The organism is Pseudomonas sp. Mb7 (assembly GCF_054790525.1).
Genome location: NZ_CP186501.1, coordinates 834,177 through 852,819 on the forward strand (window position 1 = coordinate 834,177; position 18,643 = coordinate 852,819).

Here is an 18,643-nt window from a genome sequence, read left to right on the forward strand (position 1 = left end):
ACTCGGCCTGAGCGCTCGAAACCGGTAACCTATGCAGCTGTTTTTTTGCATATCTTCGAGGTAGCACCCGTGTTTTCCCAATTCGCCCTGCACGAACGCCTGCTTAAAGCTGTGGCCGAGCTGAAATTTGTCGAGCCAACGCCTGTGCAAGCCGCGGCCATCCCGCTGGCGCTCCAAGGGCGTGATCTGCGGGTGACGGCGCAAACCGGTAGCGGCAAAACCGCCGCTTTCGTTCTGCCAATCCTCAATCGCCTGATCGGCCCGGCCAAGGTCCGCGTCAGCATCAAGACGCTGATCCTGCTGCCGACCCGTGAACTGGCTCAGCAGACCTTGAAGGAAGTTGAACGCTTTTCGCAGTTCACTTTCATCAAGTCCGGCCTGATCACTGGCGGTGAGGACTTCAAGGTCCAGGCCGCGATGCTGCGCAAAGTGCCAGACATCCTCATCGGTACCCCGGGCCGGATGATCGAGCAACTCAACGCCGGCAACCTCGACCTCAAAGAAGTCGAAGTGCTGGTGCTCGACGAAGCCGACCGCATGCTCGACATGGGCTTCGCCGAAGACGTACAGCGTCTGGTCGACGAATGTCCTAACCGTCAGCAGACCATGCTGTTCTCCGCCACCACCGGCGGTTCCGGCCTGCGCGAGATGATCGGCAAGGTGCTGAACAACCCTGAGCACTTGCAGCTCAATGCGGTCAGCCAACTGAACTCGACCACTCGCCAGCAAATCATCACCGCTGACCACAATCAGCACAAAGAGCAGATTGTGAACTGGTTGCTGGCCAACGAGACCTATCAGAAGGCCATCGTCTTCACCAACACCCGCGCCATGGCCGACCGTATCTACGGCCGTCTCGTGGCTCAGGAATACAAAGCGTTCGTGCTGCACGGCGAGAAAGACCAGAAGGATCGCAAACTGGCGATCGACCGTCTGAAGCAGGGCGGCGTGAAGATTCTGGTCGCTACCGACGTCGCGGCCCGTGGTCTGGACGTTGATGGCCTGGATCTGGTGATCAACTTCGACATGCCACGCAGCGGCGACGAATACGTGCACCGCATCGGCCGTACCGGCCGCGCCGGCAACGACGGTCTGGCGATCTCGCTGATCTGCCACGGCGACTGGAACCTGATGTCGAGCATCGAGCGCTACCTGAAGCAGAGCTTCGAGCGCCGCACCATCAAGGAAGTCAAAGGCACCTACGGCGGACCGAAAAAGGTCAAGGCCTCGGGCAAAGCCGTTGGTGTGAAGAAGAAAAAGACCGACGCCAAGGGCGACAAGAAGAAAACCGCCGCCAAAACGCCGACCAAGCGCAAGAGCGTCAACCGTCCGAAGCCGGACTCGTTGGTGAGCAGCGATGGCATGGCACCGCTCAAGCGTCGCAAGCCAGCAGAGCCTGCGGCTGAGTAAGGCGTTTCTAGCGAGCATAAAAAACCCGGACAGTGTCCGGGTTTTTTTTCGTCCATCAGTTGCCGAGCTGGCCACTGGTGTCGGCATCAAAGCGCCGTTTGGCCTGATCAGCTACCGGTTTCAATGCTGCGAGCAAGGCTGCCTCGCTGTACAACCGCGTGACCGCCAGCTCCTTCGGCGTCGGCTCGATCGGGATCAGCACGTCCTCACCGTCGGCGTGCAGCCAGATCGCCACAACATGCAGCGCCGAGACAAACAGCACGCGCAGCTCAACGTTTTTACCCTGCAATTGCGGCGCTTGTTCCGCCAGTTTCAGCGCACCTACCGTCGCAGCGGCGTGATCGCCGTGGTTCAACGAGGCGAATTCGACATGCCCGCGCACCTCGGCCAATTGCGCATCGGCAATCGTCACGCCGTCGGCAAACACCAGGTAATGCCAGTCGCCGAGGCGGGCATCCTTCAGGCCTTTGCCGCTGCTCAGGTCTTCCAGGTTCAACGAGTAGCCACGATAGGCTTCGCTGAGGCTGATTTTTGCAGGTGCTGCGTTGGCGAACTGGCGATTGGCGCCAAAGCCTTGGGTTTGCAGTGCCGCTTGCAGCGCCGGGCGCAAGGTCTGTACGCCGTTGGAAGGCGCCTTTGGATAAGTCAGTTGCATGATGTCGCCCTCCTAGTTTTTCACGGTGAAGTAAGTGTGAGTCCAATTGCCGCCGCCGTTGTAGGCGCGGGGGAACGCGTTCAGTGCGCGGGTCGAATAGCCGTAGATCGAGTCCGCAACCAATACGTAATCGCCGTTGGTGCCGTAGATCGTCAGGAAGTGCGCACCGCCGCCGTACCAGGCGCAGCGCAGGCCGACCGGGCGGCCCATGCTGATCTGGTTCTGGATGGCCGACATCTGTAGCGAGCCCTGATTCATGCCGTTGTAGCTACGGGTGGTTTGCAGAGCGGAATCCAGATAGCCGTAGACGTTGCACGGCCCCGGCTGATTGCAGCAGTTGCGGTCGAGCTGAGTGCTGGCCACGCCGCACTGCGTCCAGTTGCCGGTGCCGTAATAGTTACCGACCGAGGCGGAAACGGCCGCCCAGCACCAGTTGGTCTGGGTCTGTTTCTGCATGTTGAAGTTAAGGCTGCCGGCGGCGAGGGCGCTGATTTGTTCAGCGGCCTCGACTTCGACCAGTTGTGGGTCGAGCAGGTGACTGGCCAGGCACCTTGGCAGTGATTCGCCGGTGAATTGTGTTGCTGCTGTGGTTAACATTTTTCAATCCTCCATGAGTGAAAACAAGCGTCCAGCTTGTGTGGGTGTAGCGGTGTTGCCGAGCGATCGGTGTGCAAGGGTTGCCATCTCCGATGGCCGGTTCCGATCTCGTTGCTCGATGTAACCGTAGATGTGAATATGCGTTAATGCAAATAAATAAATAAATAAATGCATAAATGCATTTTCAGGGTCAAAAGATCGCAGCCTTCGGCCGTTCCTACAGGGATCGATGTAGGAGCTGCCGCAGGCTGCGATCTTTTAATCTGGCTTTTAGCTTTCCGCTTTTTTCTCCGCCGTGCCCAACTCTTTCAACCGTTGATCAATCAACTGACATTTATCCGGCAGATCGGCACTGGCCGTGCCCAGATCCATCTTCTGCAACTCGGCGTTGATCTCCTTGGCCTTGGCCGGATTCTGTTCGGTGAGCTTGGCGACTTCCTTGGCCAGTTGTTCGCGTTTGGCGGTGGCTTCTTCCGGCGTGCAGGCCCAGACGGGCAGGGCGCAGGCAAGGGTGGTGGCGATCAATAATGTGTTAAGGATTTTCATGGAGGGCGGCCTCAGTTCCGGTCAAGGCGAGTTGATCGGTTGAGGGCTGCTGGCCTGGAAAAGTTCAGTGCAATGCACGTGATGCGTGTCGATTTGTGTGACCGATAAGTCGCTATTTTCGGCAAAATTTCGATTATGTCCCGAAAAGCCGCGTTCTAGAGCGGTTGCCCAAAAAGCCTTGTTACGACTTATTGACGCCAGAATGATGGCAATCTACCATCGCGCCATCACATTGATATCAATGTGCGCTTTCGAGGGATCGAACCGACTTTTCGCAGTCTGCACTGCGATTGTTTTCGCATCGTTTTGGACGTTCTGACCGAAACGCGCATTTATCCCCATTTGTTTCTTTCACTCTCCCGGCAGCCTGTTTTTTTTCCGGGTAGGGACTGCTTTGCCTGTCGATTGCCCCGATCAACTTGCCCGTTGCAAAGAGACTTTAAACATGGACGTTCGCCATTACGCCTTCCTTGCTTGTCAGCCTGCCGCTGCCGTGAAAAAACGCGATTTATTCCTTGGCATGCCCAAGCGCGGCCTGGCGTTCCTGTTGGCGAACGTGATGTTCTGGCAACCGATGTGGGCGCAGGCCGACGGCATTGTCGTGGCCAACCCGAACACCTCGCTGGATCGCGCCGGCAACGGCGTGCCGATCATCAATATCGCCACGCCCAATGCCAGCGGGCTGTCGCATAACCAGTTCCACGACTACAACGTCGGCGCGCAGGGGCTGATTCTCAACAACGGTTCGACGCAGAATAATCTGACGCAGTTGGGCGGGCACATCATCGACAACCCGAACCTGAAAAACAGCGGTTCGGCACAGGCGATTCTCAACGAAGTCATCAGTGGCAACCCGAGCCAGTTGCGCGGTTACACCGAAGTGGCGGGGCAGTCGGCGCGGGTGATTGTCGCCAACCCTTACGGCATCACGTGCAACGGGTGCGGTTTCATCAACTCACCGCGTGTGACTTTGACCACCGGCAAACCAGTGCTCGACAACGGTCGGCTGGATCGCTTTCAAGTTGATCAGGGCAGCGTCGCTATTGAAGGCGCGGGACTCAACGCGACCAATGTCGACCGCTTCGAAATCATCACCCGCAGCGCGAAGATCAACGCCGAGATTCAGGCGCAGAACCTGACGATTGTCGCCGGTCGCAACGATGTCAACGCACAAACCCTGAATGCCACCGCCCGCGCCGATGACGGCAGCACCAAGCCGCAACTGGCCATCGACTCCTCGGCACTCGGCGGCATGTACGCCGGGGCGATCAAACTGGTCGGCACCGAGGCCGGGGTCGGGGTGAAACTCGACGGCAAGCTGATTGCCAGCGGCGGCGATATCCAGCTCGACGCCAACGGCCAACTGAGTCTGGCCGACACCTCGGCCACCGGCGCGGTCAACGTCAAGGCGGCCAGCCTCGACGCACGCGGCCCGGTTTACGCCGGCACCGCGCTGAACGTGCAAACCCAGGGCAACCTGACCAACCGCCAGACCCTCGCGGCCCGCGACAGCCTCACCCTCAGCGCCGGCGGCCAACTGACCAACGCCGGCGCCATCGAAGCCGGCGTCAACGCCGACGGCAGCCGCAATGCCAACGGTGACCTGAGCCTCACGGCACAGAACCTCGACAACACTGGCAAAAGCCTTACTGCCAGCCGCAATCTGACCATCAATACCGCACAAACCCTGAACAACCAGGGCGGTACGCTCAGCGGCCAAACCGCTGCGATCAGCGCCGGCACGCTGGATAACCGCAACGCCGGCAAGGTGCAGAGCAACACCACCCTGAACCTAAACGCCGCGCAGGTGCTCAACAGCCAAGGCGTGATCACCAGCAACGCCAGCCTCACCGCCAACATCGGCCAGTTGATCAACAGCAACGGCGAACTCAGCAGCCAGACCGACGCGGTTCTCAACGTCACCTCGCTGGACAATGTTGCCGGCCTGATGAGCGCCGGCCGTCTGCTCGACATCAGCGCCCTAGGCGCGATCAACAACCGCACCGGCAAGATCGGCGCCAAACAGACCTTGCTGGTAAAAGCCCAACAACTCGACAACAGCCAGCAAGGCCAGTTGACCAGCGAAGGCACGCTGACCACGCGGATCAGCGAGCAACTGAACAACCAGAACAAGGGCCTGATCCAGGCCAACGGCGCCATGGACGTGCAGGCCACGCGCCTGGATAACCGCGCCGGCAAGATTTCCAGCCTCGACACCCTGACCGTCAGCAGCGCCAACACCGACAACCGTGGCGGGACGATTCGCGCCGATCAGGCCGCCAAACTGCTGATCGACAACCTGGACAACCGCGACAAGGGCCGCCTCGAAAGCAAGACTGCGCTGAGCTTCGACGGCAACACGCTGAACAACAGCAATGGCGGTCTGCTGACCTCGAGCGGCGTGTTGAGCCTCAAAGCCAAAGCCGTGACCAACGATGGCGGACGGGTTTCCGCCAAGGGTGATATCGACGCCAACATCGACAGCCTCAATCAAGAACACGGTGAACTGGTCGCCGAAGGCAATCTGCTGCTGACCGGCAAAACCCTCAATAGCCATCAGGACAGTCTGGTCGGTTCGCTCAAGACTTTGACCGTCAACGTCGAGCAGATCGACAACCGCGCCAGCACACTGTCCAGCCAGCTGGATTTGCACATCAACGGTTCGCGCCTGGACAACAGCGATGGCGGCAAGGTGCTGTCCGACACCACACTGGCGCTGAAAGTCGCGCAGATCATCAACGCCACCAACGGCCTGATTTTCAGCAAAGGCGCGAGCACCCTCAGCGGCATCGGCCTGAGCAACGTTGGCGGGCGCATCGTCAGCCAGAACACGCTCGGGCTGACCTTCGACGAGGCCATGGACAACCAGCAAGGCCTGATCAGTAGCGAAGGGCAGATGACCCTCAGCGCCGGTAGCCTCGACAACCGTCTGGGCAAACTGTCGAGCCTTGAAGCGATGGCGCTGACCGCCAGCGGTTCCGTGCTGAGTCAGGGCGGCCTGATCGTTTCGCAGAAAGGCCTGACCTTTAAAAGTGGCAGTCTGGACAACAGCGACAACGGCATCATCAGCGCCAAGGCTGATTCGACCCTGACTACCGGTGAGTTGAAGAACCGCCAGGGCGGCAGTATCGCCACCGATGGCTCACTATTATTGACCGCCGCGCACCTGGACAACTCCGGCGGCAGCCTCGGCAGTCAGCAGAAACTCGAGGCGTCGCTGACCTCGCTGGAGCAGGATGGCGGAGAGCTGTTCAGCAACGGCGACCTGACCCTGGACATGAACAACGGTCTGCTCAATAACCAGCGCGGCAATATCCATACGCCGGGCCAGTTGCTGCTGAAAAACCTCAAGGACGTCAACAACAGCGCCGGTGAAATCTCCGCCGCCAAGGCTTGGAGCGTCAACGCGCAAAGCCTGAACAACGACGGCGGCAAACTGCTCAGCAATGAAAAGCTCACCTTGGCCATCGACCGCGCCTTGAGCAACGTCAAAGGCCTGATCGCTTCCGCCAGCCTCGACAGTCGCAGCGACAGTTTGAACAACAGCAGCGGTGACATTCGCGTACGCGGTGATGTCGATTTCAGCGTGACTGGCATGTTCGATAACCAGAACGGCGTGGTCATCGCCGACAACGGCCTGACGATCATCGCCGCGAGTCTGGATAACCGTCAGGAAGGTCTGATCGGTTCGACTAATGCGCTGAAGCTCAACGTCGAGCGTGTCGACAACCGCAGCGGCGAGCTGTCGAGCAAGAGCGATGTCAGTCTGATCGGCGCCTGGCTCGATAACAGCGACAGCGGCTACATGCTCGCGGGAGGCAATCTGGCTCTGACCGTCAACGACGTCATCAACCGCAATAAAGGCCTGCTGTCCGGTGACACAGGGCTGACACTGACCGGTAAGACACTGGAAAACAGTGGTCGCCTGACCAGCCAGAAAGACCTCGTGATCAACCTCTCCGGGGAGCTGAACAACGCACAGGGCAGCGTCGTCAGCGAAGGCGCCTTGGCGATCAACGCCGCTAGCCTCAACAACGACGCCGGCACGGTCTCCAGCGCCAAAGCGCTCACCGTCGATACGCGCGGCGCCATCAGCAACCGGGGCGGCAGCCTGCTGACCGATGGCGATCTGACCGTCAACAGCGATGCGCTGGATAACCAGCAAAAAGGTGTGATCAGCAGCAAGGCCAACCTCAACATCAGCACTGGCGAGTTCAACAACAGCCAAGCGAATATTTACGCGGCCGACCACGTTGAGATCAATGCCGGTCAGGTGACCAACACCGCAGGCAGCCTCGGCGCGGGCAAGACGCTGACCGCCAATATCCAAGGCCTCGACCAGCAGGGCGGCAAACTGTTCAGCGGCGGCACCGTCAGTGTCGATCTGAACGGCAGCGCGCTGAATAACCAGGGCGGCGTGATCAACGCGCCGGACCAGTTACTACTGAAAAACCTCTCCGACGTGAACAACCGTGGCGGCGAGATTTCCAGCGACAAGGCTTTTGAACTGATCGCCACATCGCTGGACAACAGCGGCGGCCAACTGCTGAGCAACCAGAAACTCACCCTGACCCTCGACAAGGCGCTGACCTCGATCAAAGGCACGATTGCCGCTGCGGCGTTGCAGGTTCGCGCGGCGAGTCTGGATAACAGCGATGGCGGCGTGTTGCTCAGTGACAGCGACATCGAGGTGACTGTCGATGGCCTGCTGACAAACACCAACAAAGGCAGCATTCGCGCCGCGCAACAACTGACCCTCAACAGCACCGGTCTGAACAATCAGGGTGGCACGCTGGTCGGCGTTTCCGGCTTGAGTATGGACTTGGGCACCACCGCGCAGGATCTGAATAACCAAGACGGTGTGATCAGCAGCAAAGGTGTGTTGAGCATTGCCCATCTGCGCGACCTGAATAACCAGAACGGCGTGATCAACAGCAAAGGCGTGCTGAGCATCGCCACCCTGCGTGACTTGAATAACCAGCAAGGCGAAATCTCCAGCGTCAACAGCTTCAGCCTCACCGGAAACCGTTTCGATAACCGCGGCGGCAACCTGATCAGCAATGATCAGTTGAGCCTCACGGCTGCCGAACTGAAAAACCAGGGTGGACTGATTTCGGGCTGGAAGAGTGTCACCCTTACAGGCGGCACGCTCGATAACAGTCGCGAAGGCACCGTCTCCAGTCTGCTCGGCAACACCAGCATCGACCTCAGTGGCGCGTTGATCAACCACAGCAATGGGGGCGTGGGCGGCAAAGGCGAGGTGAGCATCAAGGCTACCAGTCTGGACAACAGCAACGGCATCGTCACGAGCGGCGGCAAGCAGACGTTGACCATCAGCGGCGGCAACATAAGCAACACCGCGGGTGGCTTGATCGAAAGTGGCGACGCACTGGATATCCGTGCCGCCACGCTGGACAACACCTCCGGCAGAATCAGCGCCACCAAAGCCCTGAATTTCACTGGCACGCAACTGAACAACACCAGCGGCAGTCTGGTTGGTGATGACAGCGTCACCCTCGACCTGCTCGGCGCTCTCAGCAATATCAATGGGACTCTGGGCAGTACCGGCGCATTCTTGATCAACCGCTCCACCAGCATTGATAACCGCGGCGGGCAATTGATTAGCCAGACCCTGCTGAGCCTGTTTACCAGCGGCGATTTGAACAACAGCCAACGCGGCACCCTGTCGGCCAAAGATCAACTGGATATCGCCGCTGGCGGCACGCTGCATAATGAAAACGATGGCTTGATTTCCAGCCGCGATGCCGGTGTAACCCTCACCGCCGCCGCACTGAACAACGGCAAAGGCGCGGTGCAAAGCATGACCGCGCTGACCGTGATCACGGGCACTGGCGCCATCGACAACCAGGGCGGCAAGATCATCGCCCAGAACGGCGACCTTACCCTCACCGCCGCCAGCCTCGACAGCCGTGGCGGGGTGCTTTCAAGCCTCAAAGGTCTGCTGCAAACGCGCCTGAACGGCGTGTTGCGCAACGGTCAGGGCGGCAAGATCGAAGGCAGTCGCCTCGACCTGCAAGCGCTGGGCGGCATCTACAGCGACGGCGGACGAATCGCCGCCAACACCGGCAACATCCTGCTCAACGCTGGCGGCAACACCCTCGACAACAGCGGCGGCGGGATCTATGCCAAAGGCGTGGTGAAAACCATCGCCGGTTTGATGAGCAACAACAACGGCCAGATCAGCGGCAGCCGCATCGAGCTGGGTGCCGATGGCAACCTGAGTAACCGCAGCGGCCTGATCGAAAGCGCCGGCACACTGGCGATTCGCGCGGCCAATCTCGACAACCAGGGCGGCAAGCTGCGCGCGCTCGGCACCAGCGGCAAAACCGATTTCCAGATCGGCAGCCAGTTCGACAACCGCAACGGTCTGGTGGAAACCGCCAACACCGATTTCACACTGGCCGCTCCGAGCTTCCTAAATGCCGGCGGTTCGGTGACGCATGTCGGTCTGGGCGAGTTCGGCATCTCCACCGCCAACGTGATGAACGCCGGCGGCTCGCTGGTGACCCGTGGCGGCCTGACGCTCAACGCGGACAGCTGGACCAACAGTAGCGTGATTCAGGCGGGGCGGTTGACGGTGAATGTCGGCAATTTTGTGCAGACCGCGAGCGGGCAGTTGCTCGCTTCGAATCAACTGGTGGGGCGTGGTGGCAACTGGAGCAACGAGGGCTTGATCGCCAGTGACGGCAGCCTGGATATCCAGCTGTCCGGGAATTACGGCGGTAATGGTCGTGTCAGCAGTCTGGGCGATATGACCTTCAATGCTGCGCAACTGGGCCTGACCAGCGCCTCAAGCATTGGAGGTGGTGGCCTGACCACCGTTAACGTCGGTGGCCTGCTGAACAATGCCGGCGGACGACTGACGTCCAACTATGCGATGACGATCAACGCCGGTGCGGTGAGCAACACCGGTACGTTGGGGGCTGCGCAGGATCTGACGATCAGCACTGCAAATCTGGTGAATAACCGCGGCCTGGTGTTCAGCGGCGGCAATATGAGTCTGCTGGTTAACGATTTCACCAACCAGACCGGTGACGTTTACAGCATTGGCAATTTGACGATTGGCGGGCAATACGGCGGGCGGGCGAACAGTGTCAATAACCTCGCGGCTTCGATCAATGTGGATGGTGATTTTTCGCTGTCGGCCAATAGCTTCAATAACAAGACGGAAGGGGTTGTAGGCGAGGAAAAGTTTATCTCCGGCGACATCACCTTCAGCGGCACTACGTTCTACGTCAATGAAAACTTTGAATCGACCTCGACGATCACAGGGCCGCAAGCATCGCTTTCGGTGGCGGGAAATCTGACTGCCAATGTGGGGGCTTTCACCAATACTGCGTCGCTGATTTCTGCAGGCAGGAACATCAAACTCGACGTCGATACTTTCGATAACTTCGGGTTGCAGTCGGGCAGCTTTACACGGATGCGCGTTTATAAACTAGGCGGGCTACCGAATAAACAAACCAGTTGGGTCAGCGTCGATCTGCAGAACTATGCAGACCGAAACTCAAAAAACCAATATGACTACATAGATACCTGGCACGAACCCGACAAGGGCGGAACTCACTGGGATTATCAATCGCTGGACAAGCAACTCATGAACAGGGTCAATACCAAGTTCGGTATTGGACCTGAAGTCGCAGTGCCTTCGCAGATTCTGGCGGGCACCAAGCAGCGCGACGACCGAGTGTTCACTAATGGCGGAAGTAGTGTCTCCTCTATCGTTCAGGCCGGCCAGGCGGTCCAGATCAACGCCAAAACCACGATCAACAACGGCAACCTGAACCCGTACACCAATTTTGGTGGCACGGTAAAAGACACGGCCGACACCGGGGTAAAGAACTCCGCCAAACCCACCGTCGTTTTCTTGAATCCGCAGTTGCCTCCGGATTTGGCTCAACAACAAGTCAACCCGCTGGCCCTGCCGGGCTTCAACTTGCCAACCGGTGATAACGGCCTGTTCCGACTCAGCCGCAAGGACGGTAGCGAACAGACGATTGTTGCGGCTAAAGACTGGACTATCGGCTCGATCACTGCCGCACCGTCCGGCCATGCAGGCGGAATGCCGGTCAGGCATGCCACCGATTTCCAGATCGACAAAGACGATCCGGTCTCGATGAAAAAGCGCGACCTGGCGTTGAGTGATGCAGCCTCACTGAATCTCAACGACAGAACGGCGCAGTTCAACGTGGGTGCAACGGCTGCTGACGGGCCAGTCGGTGTGCTGCTGCCAACGCGTGGCAATGGCGCCTTCGATGTACCGCGCGTGCAGGGCCTGCCAGACACTAGCGTGCGTTCCAACCCGCACAAGTATCTGATCGAGACCAACCCGGTACTCACCGATCTCAAACAGTTCATGAGTTCGGACTATCTGTTGGCCAAGCTCGGCTACGACCCCGACAACAGCGCCAAGCGCTTGGGCGACGGCCTGTTTGAACAGCGCCTGGTGCAACAAGCCGTGGTCGCCCGCACCGGCCAGCGTTTCATCGACGGCCAGACCTCCGACGAAGCCATGTTCAAGTACCTGATGAACAACGCCATCGCCAGCAAGAATGAACTCAACCTGTCGATGGGCGTGACCTTGACCGCCCAGCAAGTGGCGGCACTGACCCACGACATCGTCTGGCTCGAAGAGCACGAAGTGAACGGTGAGAAGGTGCTCGTGCCTGTCTTGTATCTAGCCCATGCCGATAACCGCCTGGCGCCGAACGGTGCGCTGATCCAGGGCAATGATGTTGACCTGATCGCTGGCCAGAACCTGACCAACGCAGGAACGTTGCGTGCTACCAACAATCTGGCGGCCAGTGCCGGGCAAGACCTGACCAACAGTGGCTTGATTGAGGCGGGGAATCGGCTGGGGCTGCTAGCCACCCATGACATCATCAATAAATCAGGCGGTGTCATTTCCGGACGCGATGTCACTATGGTGACGCTGACCGGAGACGTCATCAACGAGCGCACGGTCAACAGTATGGTCTTCAACAACAAGGGCCAAATCCAGCAACGTGACTACGTTGATAGCGCTGCACGTATCGAAGCAGCCAATGATCTGACCATCTTCTCGGGCCGGGACGTGCTTGGCATCGGTGGGGCCATGTCCAGTGGGGGAGACACGCGGATCGAGGCCAGTCGAGATATCGCCATCGCTTCGGCCCAACAGCTGAGCGTTGACAGTGGCGGCAAGGAACAACGCAGCTCCATCACACAGTACGGATCCAGCATCAATGCCGGACGCGATATCCTGATGAGTGCGGGCCGTGACTTTGCCGCCGTGGGCAGTGACATGAATGCCAAGCGCAATTTCACCCTCGTTGCAGAGGGTGATGTGACGATTGCTTCAGCCGCTGATGAAAGTCACTCCTATTCAAAAACCAAAAAACTCACGACTCAGGAAGATCACGTTAAACAGATTGCCAGCACGATCACTGCCGGTGGTGATGTCGCGATCCGGGCAGGTAATGATTTGGCGCTGATCTCCAGTCGTATCACCGCTGGCGATGAAGCCTATCTGGTGGCGAAGAACGATATTCAAGTGCTTGCCGCACAAGACACGGACTACTCTTTGTACGACAAAAAAGACAAAGGCAGTTTTGGCAAAAAGAAATTGAAGCATGACGAAGTCACGCAGGTGACGAACGTTGGCAGTGAGATTACGACCGGTGGAAACCTGGCTGTAGTGAGTGGCGGCGATCAACGATTCCAGGTCGCGAAACTCAACAGCGGTGGCGACATCCTGTTGGACAGTGGTGGGCAGATTGTCTTTGAAGGCGTGAAGGATCTGCACGATGAGAGCCATACGAAAACCAACAATAATGCGTTCTGGAACTCTTCCAAAGGTAAGGGCAATACCGACGAAACGTTCCGTCAGACGCAGATGTTTGCCAAGGGCGACATCGTCATCAAAGCGGTCGATGGCCTGAAAATCGATGTAAAGCAGGTCAATCAGCAAACGGTCAGCGAGTCCATTGATGCCATGGTCAAGGCCGATCCGCAGATGGCCTGGCTTAAACAGGCAGAAGAACGTGGCGATGTGGACTGGCGGCAGGTCAAGGAGATTCATGAGTCTTTCAAATACCAGAACTCCGGATTGGGGCCAGCTTCACAACTGATCATTGCCATCGCCATGGCTGCCATCCTCGGACCGATGATGGCCGGCATGAACGCAATGTTGCAGGGAGTCGCCATTACCGCCGCAACCAAAGCGACGGTCAGCACGATCGACAACCGCGGTAACCTTGGAAAAGTGCTCAAGGACGTTACGTCCGAAGATGCCTTGAAAAGCTACGTCGTGGCGGCGGCAACTGCAGGCGTTACTCAGGGAATGAAGTTCGATGTGGGCAATATCACTCTGACGCCGGAGGGGCTCAAGGCCGTGGCGACCAAAGTGACTGCCGATGCGTTGATCAAAACCGTCGTCTACGGAGGCAGCTTCAAGGACAACCTGGTCAGCTCTGCGGCCGGAACGCTGGCCAGCATCGGCGCAGCCATGGGCGCTGGGGAAATTGGCGACCTGAAACTGCCCGAGGGCAGCCTGGAGAAAATTCTCCTGCACGCCGGACTCGGCGGTCTGGTGTCCAAAGCCATGGGCGGAGATTTCGGCACCGGAGCGCTTGCCGGTGGTGCCAACGAGTTTCTGGTCGGTTTGCTGGGCGATAAGCTCTTGCCGGAAAACTATGTTCCGGGAACCCCTGAATACATTCAGGCGCAGGCCAATCTGCTCGCCGTCTCACAAATAGTGGGGGTGTTGGGCGCTGCCGCTTCCGGTAGCGATGTGGGTATCGCCGCTTCGGTGGCCGCCAATGGAACGCTTTACAACTATCTGTCTCACCAAGCCTTCGAGGAAGTCGAAAACTGTCTCAATGGCAAAACCTGCACGACGAAGGAACAGAAAGACGCTGCCATCGCCAAGGCCGAAAAGCTGAGCGAATTTCTCGATTCGGAAATGCGCAGCATGTGTGACAAGGCCCCCCAAAGTGATGGCTGCCGCACGGCGGTCAACTCGGCACTCAAATACATTGCCATGCAGGATGCGTGGAATGTCATGCACAAAGACGTGGCACGTACATCGCAAACGACCTTTGACTATCTCTACAACACCCAAGGTGCTTCTGATCGTCTGGTGACCTATCTGAACACGATCGATAACCGAGCCAACTTTTTCGGTGCGAGCAATGTGTATGAGCAACAACTCGGAATAGGCGCGTCATGGTTTGGAGGCGCTGAGACCGTTTCCCGAGCGCCGTTGACCGGTCTGGGCGCAGATGGCAATGCATCGTTCCTCAGCTTTGGTCTGGGCTGGTTCCTGGCGCCCGTTTATGACTGGCGTAAAGCGGCTGGCGATGCGTTGATTACAGGCGGGTTTGATAACTTCAAAGACCTTTACAATAAAAACGCTACGGATCCGGCAGGCTGGGATATCAAACAATTGAAGAACGAGCAGTCGTTGTTGCAGACCATTCATGAGAAGTTTCTGGGTGATCACACGTTCTTTCAAACGGTTGGCAAGTACGCAACAGATACATCCCTCAACCCGTTTATTGGCGACAAACAGGGCGTCGATGGTGGCGTGATTATTTTGAATTACGACTCAAGGGTCGAATATGGCTGTAAATTGCTGGGTCTTTCGAAAAGCCAGGGTTGCGCACCATGAGTAAGACGGGGTATCCACGCCGCAGGGTTTTCCTGGCGTTTCTTTTATGCCCGTTCGTTTTGGGATTCATTGGGGGGATCATCAAGACCATCACTCTGCTTGCTCACTTGGTCAATACCCCGAAACTCTTGGGCGAGGTCAGGGGAGGCGAACTGGTTCTGATGCCGCTATTAGCGCCATTTCTTGCGCAACTGATTTTCCTCCTGCCCTTTTTAATATTGGCAGGGGCAATTTCATTGCTGAAGGTCAGGAGGACGACGGCGAACTGTTCGCTGGTGGCACTGGCGGGTGCCAGTGTCGCCACCGGGTGGGTGTTTTGTTTCGTCCTGCTCGTGGTGTTCGACGAAGACATTAAGGGCGGCGGGATTTCGGATTATCTGATGGAGTTGTCGGGCGTGTTTTTCGCATCACTGGCGACGTGTTGGTTCGCCGCCCGATTGTTCCTTCCTCAGGGAAACATTGATACTTACCGCTCGGGCAACAAAACAATTCAGAGTCCCTGAACAGGCGCCCGGAAGGATGCGAAAGAGGGCACTAGTGAGCGCTCCCACCCCACAATTTCCGTCTACTCGCTACTTATTTTTCGTGGCAGCAACTGGACACTTTTTCCCCGTCATACCGATCATGATGCCGCACCCACTCCATGATCTCGTCCTCATTCCTGCCCTTGGGCGTAAGGTCGAGGTAGTTATAGGCGCCGACGAGCATGTCCAGACCGCGAGCGTAAGTTGAGTAGGTGTGGAAGATGTCGCCCTTTGCATCACGATAAAACACGCTCAGACCAGGCATTTCTTCCTCAGCACTGTCAGTCTTTTCGTAGTTGTACGTAGCCTTTCCGGCCGCGACATCCTCAGCCCGGGCACAAACGCCGAAGTCATAGTTGAAGTCGCAACCTTCCGACGACACCCAGTCGAACTTCCAGCCCATGCGCCGTTTAAAGTCTTGGAACTCGTTGAACGGCGCGTGCGAAACCGCAACCACGGCGATGTCGTGATGAGCCAGATGCTGGTTGGCACCGTCGATGTGGTCGCTGAGGAACGAGCAACCCTGGCAACCTTCCTTCCAGTCCTTGGCAAACATGAAGTGGTAGATCACCAGTTGGCTGTGTTTACCGAACAGATCCCCCAGCTTTAATTCGCCGTTCGGGCCCTGAAAGCGGTAGTCCTTGTCGACCTTTACCCATGGCAATGCGCGACGTTTGGCGCTGAGGCGGTCGCGTTCTTTGGTGAAAGCTTTTTCGTCAGCGAGATGCTGCTTACGGGCGGCGAGCCATTCTTCGCGCGACACCACCGGATGATTCTCAACGTTCATGATGATTTCTCCTGCGGGGTTGAAGCCTGTTTCAGACTAGTCGTTTAACCCTGCGCAGGATCGACAGACCGCCGGTCGGTCGCTGCGGGAAATGCGGCTGAACGGCTGACAGCCACTCCGGTCACAACCTATGAACGCGCCATAAATCACGCGCACCGGAGGTTGTATCAGGATGACGACTTATAACTGGGATTTGATTGAACGCTTACTGCACGAAGTGCAGAACAGTGCCGGCCACAGTTTTGCCCCTCGGGCTTACGCCGAAGATTATGCGGCGGCGAAAGCCAGCGCCGGCGAGCCGATCGAGAATCTGGATCATCTGAAAACGCTGGCTTGCGACTATGAACGGTTGTTGCTCTTGCGCGGCTATATCGCACCGCGCCCGGATGAGGAGGGCAGCACCGGAAACAATTTTGTTCTGACCCCGCGCGGTTCCAGCTTGCTGAGCCTGATCGACAGCAGCATTCCTGGCAATGATCACCCGCGTCAGGTGCTGGATGAGCAGGAGGATGCGCTGGCCGAGGCGACCTTTGAGGAAGTGGCTTCGAAAGCCCAGATCGCCTGAGTTCATGCAGATCCCCTGTAGGAGTGAGCCTGCTCGCGATAGCGGTCTTCCAGTGACATCAATGTTGACTGGAAACCGCTATCGCGAGCAGGCTCACTCCTACAATTGGATTTAGGAGTCTTCAGGTTTTTTGCGCGGCCTTGAGGCATTTGAGGTCGTTGAAGTCTTTGCGCACTCCTTCGATCTTCTTCAACAACCGCTGACGCTGTTGCGGCGTACTTTTGGCCATCAAGTCCACCGCCAGAGAGCGTCCCTGCGCTTCGGTTTCGGCGAAGGCCTTGCGGTAATCCGCTGTCCATAAACTCTCGCGATTGACCAGAAGCGTCTCGATTCTCTGTGGGAATTCGGGGCTTTTGCGTTGTGCGACGGCTGCACTGAATTGCTTTTGCCAATGGGCCCGGTTGGCAATCCATTGGGTGTACTGATCGCCCAGGGCGGTCGACCACGTCATTACCCGCTGCTCTTGCGTGGCACTCAAGGGGCCGAGCCAGTCGTTCAGACGTTTGACCATTCGCGCCCCGCGTTCGGCAATTTGCTGATCAAGCGGTGGTTTAAGGTATTCCTGCTGACGCTTGCGCAGATCCTTGGCAAACGCGTCATTCATCTCGGCCACTTGCTTGTCATCCAGCCCTTGCAGCAACTCGATTGCCGACGGGGTGATCTCTCGAGCGGTTTCGGCAATCGCCTGCTTGGCTTCCGCAGTGCGCGCCTGCAATGCGGCATCGTTGACCTGATTGGTCTCGACCATCGTTTGTAAACGATCCAGCCAGTCCAGGTAACCCGGCAATTGTGTGGTGCAATGCCAGTTCAAGTGATCCTTGAGCCGCTCGTTGAACCAGTCCTTTTGCTCGCCGTTCATGTCCAGATAGTCGCTGAGCGTCCATGGAATGATCACATCGAGGTTGCGATAGGCCAGGCCGACACGGCTGCAAGCGCCGAGGGCGAGGGTGAAAATCAGTAGTGCGGCGATGTGTTTGAACCAGCGAGACATGGGCGAATCCTTGCGTGAGCCTGGCTTCGAGGAACTGATTCCTATGTGAACGCAGAATGAACCCGGCAGTTCAGCCAATCAATAGAACGCGCGCGCAGCCTTGAGGGTGACGAGGCCGTCGCACTCGCTGTTGTGCCCGGAGTAGGCCGAACAATCGCTGCCGCTGAGACTGGAGTCGCTGTAGATCAGATCGAGGTCGACGCCCATGAATGGTCGGGACAATTTCACCGACCAATCGGTAAAACTGCCGACATAACCACCGTCCACGGCCACTGGCGTGTTCAGTTGGTGGGTGGTGTATTTCATGCTGACGCCGATGCCGAATGGCTGGTTGCCGCCAAGATCGGCAAACAACGTGTTGTTCTGTTTATCCGGGTCATTGCTGAAGGCCACGCCGAAACGACTGCCGAGCAAGGTCAGGCCACCGAACAGCTCCTGGCTGTCGAGAGTGTCTACCTTGGGATAGCTGTAGTGGATCATGCCGACTTCATAGCCGAGGGTCTGATCGAAAGGTTGTTTAAATCCGACGTAGGAGTCGATTTCGAGGTTCTTGCCCGGGGAGATGCCCATGCTCGGTGCGTACTGGCCGACATAGAGGCCGCTGTCGTGGCTCAGGTCGAGGCCGCCATGGAAGGAACCGACTGCCGCCGGTTTGACCAGGCCTTGAGCCATGCTGCGCGTGGGCGTGGTACCGAGTTTGAGATCGAAGTCGCCGAGTTCACGCTGGAAAATCTGCGCGTGCGCGGTCGAGCCGACTATCAGGCTTACGAGCAATAAACAGGAAGGTTTGCGCATGCGTCACTCCATGAACAGCGAGCGCAGGAAGGCGGGCCTGCTGAAACGCTTGATCTAGACGCGTGCAAGGATACCGGCGAATGATCGGCATTGAAGGCCGTT

At 57.9% G+C, this 18,643-nt stretch carries 10 protein-coding genes; 4 read left to right on the forward strand and 6 right to left on the reverse strand.

Annotation, left to right across the window (positions count from 1 at the left end):
• The first annotated feature begins 69 nt into the window (after positions 1-69).
• The gene (locus ACOYXH_RS03855) at positions 70-1,410 is read left to right on the forward strand and encodes a DEAD/DEAH box helicase (protein WP_038358505.1); all 1,341 of its coding nucleotides are present in this window, start codon (positions 70-72) and stop codon (positions 1,408-1,410) included.
• A 55-nt stretch (positions 1,411-1,465) separates the two neighbouring features.
• Here the strand turns inward: ACOYXH_RS03855 and ACOYXH_RS03860 are convergent, their stop codons facing one another.
• The 3 genes from ACOYXH_RS03860 to ACOYXH_RS03870 form a co-directional block, all read right to left on the reverse strand.
• Positions 1,466-2,065, reverse strand: a complete 600-nt coding sequence (locus tag ACOYXH_RS03860) for a hypothetical protein (protein WP_220558291.1) — start codon at positions 2,063-2,065, stop codon at positions 1,466-1,468.
• Between the two features lie 12 nt (positions 2,066-2,077).
• Positions 2,078-2,662 (reverse strand): papain-like cysteine protease family protein, encoded by a 585-nt coding sequence (locus ACOYXH_RS03865; RefSeq protein WP_095049288.1) that lies wholly within the window; start codon positions 2,660-2,662, stop codon positions 2,078-2,080.
• A gap of 270 nt (positions 2,663-2,932) precedes the next feature.
• Entirely contained in the window at positions 2,933-3,208 is a 276-nt protein-coding gene (locus ACOYXH_RS03870; protein WP_038358513.1) for a hypothetical protein, read from the reverse strand.
• A gap of 445 nt (positions 3,209-3,653) precedes the next feature.
• On the opposite strand from ACOYXH_RS03870, the gene ACOYXH_RS03875 reads away from it, so the two are divergent.
• Together ACOYXH_RS03875 and ACOYXH_RS03880 are read left to right on the forward strand one after the other, a co-directional pair.
• On the forward strand, positions 3,654-14,879 hold the full coding sequence (locus ACOYXH_RS03875; RefSeq protein WP_460063381.1) for a two-partner secretion domain-containing protein: 11,226 nt from the start codon (positions 3,654-3,656) through the stop codon (positions 14,877-14,879).
• Positions 14,876-15,382, forward strand: a complete 507-nt coding sequence (locus tag ACOYXH_RS03880) for a hypothetical protein (protein ID WP_220558293.1) — start codon at positions 14,876-14,878, stop codon at positions 15,380-15,382. Before ACOYXH_RS03875 ends, ACOYXH_RS03880 begins: the two co-directional genes overlap by 4 nt.
• Before the next feature lie 73 nt (positions 15,383-15,455).
• On the opposite strand, the gene ACOYXH_RS03885 is transcribed toward ACOYXH_RS03880, so the two are convergent.
• The gene (locus ACOYXH_RS03885; RefSeq protein ID WP_220558294.1) at positions 15,456-16,190 is read right to left on the reverse strand and encodes a DUF899 domain-containing protein; all 735 of its coding nucleotides are present in this window, start codon (positions 16,188-16,190) and stop codon (positions 15,456-15,458) included.
• A gap of 172 nt (positions 16,191-16,362) precedes the next feature.
• On the opposite strand from ACOYXH_RS03885, the gene ACOYXH_RS03890 reads away from it, so the two are divergent.
• On the forward strand, positions 16,363-16,755 hold the full coding sequence (locus ACOYXH_RS03890) for a transcriptional regulator (RefSeq protein WP_220558295.1): 393 nt from the start codon (positions 16,363-16,365) through the stop codon (positions 16,753-16,755).
• A gap of 121 nt (positions 16,756-16,876) precedes the next feature.
• Here ACOYXH_RS03890 and ACOYXH_RS03895 read toward each other — a convergent pair whose 3' ends face one another.
• Entirely contained in the window at positions 16,877-17,746 is an 870-nt protein-coding gene (locus ACOYXH_RS03895; RefSeq protein ID WP_460063384.1) for a DUF6279 family lipoprotein, read from the reverse strand.
• Positions 17,747-17,824: 78 nt separating this feature from the next.
• Positions 17,825-18,541 (reverse strand): TorF family putative porin, encoded by a 717-nt coding sequence (locus ACOYXH_RS03900; protein WP_258709414.1) that lies wholly within the window; start codon positions 18,539-18,541, stop codon positions 17,825-17,827.
• Positions 18,542-18,643 lie beyond the last annotated feature (102 nt).

What these genes read in the sequence shown, in the direction of transcription:
- ACOYXH_RS03860 (WP_220558291.1), bottom strand. Translation starts at nt 2,065, where the DNA reads ATGCAACTGACTTATCCAAAGGCGCCTTCCAACGGCGTACAGACCTTG.
- ACOYXH_RS03865 (WP_095049288.1), bottom strand. Translation starts at nt 2,662, where the DNA reads ATGTTAACCACAGCAGCAACACAATTCACCGGCGAATCACTGCCAAGG.
- ACOYXH_RS03870 (WP_038358513.1), bottom strand. Translation starts at nt 3,208, where the DNA reads ATGAAAATCCTTAACACATTATTGATCGCCACCACCCTTGCCTGCGCC.
- ACOYXH_RS03875 (WP_460063381.1), top strand. Translation starts at nt 3,654, where the DNA reads ATGGACGTTCGCCATTACGCCTTCCTTGCTTGTCAGCCTGCCGCTGCC.
- ACOYXH_RS03880 (WP_220558293.1), top strand. Translation starts at nt 14,876, where the DNA reads ATGAGTAAGACGGGGTATCCACGCCGCAGGGTTTTCCTGGCGTTTCTT.
- ACOYXH_RS03885 (WP_220558294.1), bottom strand. Translation starts at nt 16,190, where the DNA reads ATGAACGTTGAGAATCATCCGGTGGTGTCGCGCGAAGAATGGCTCGCC.
- ACOYXH_RS03890 (WP_220558295.1), top strand. Translation starts at nt 16,363, where the DNA reads ATGACGACTTATAACTGGGATTTGATTGAACGCTTACTGCACGAAGTG.
- ACOYXH_RS03895 (WP_460063384.1), bottom strand. Translation starts at nt 17,746, where the DNA reads ATGTCTCGCTGGTTCAAACACATCGCCGCACTACTGATTTTCACCCTC.
- ACOYXH_RS03900 (WP_258709414.1), bottom strand. Translation starts at nt 18,541, where the DNA reads ATGCGCAAACCTTCCTGTTTATTGCTCGTAAGCCTGATAGTCGGCTCG.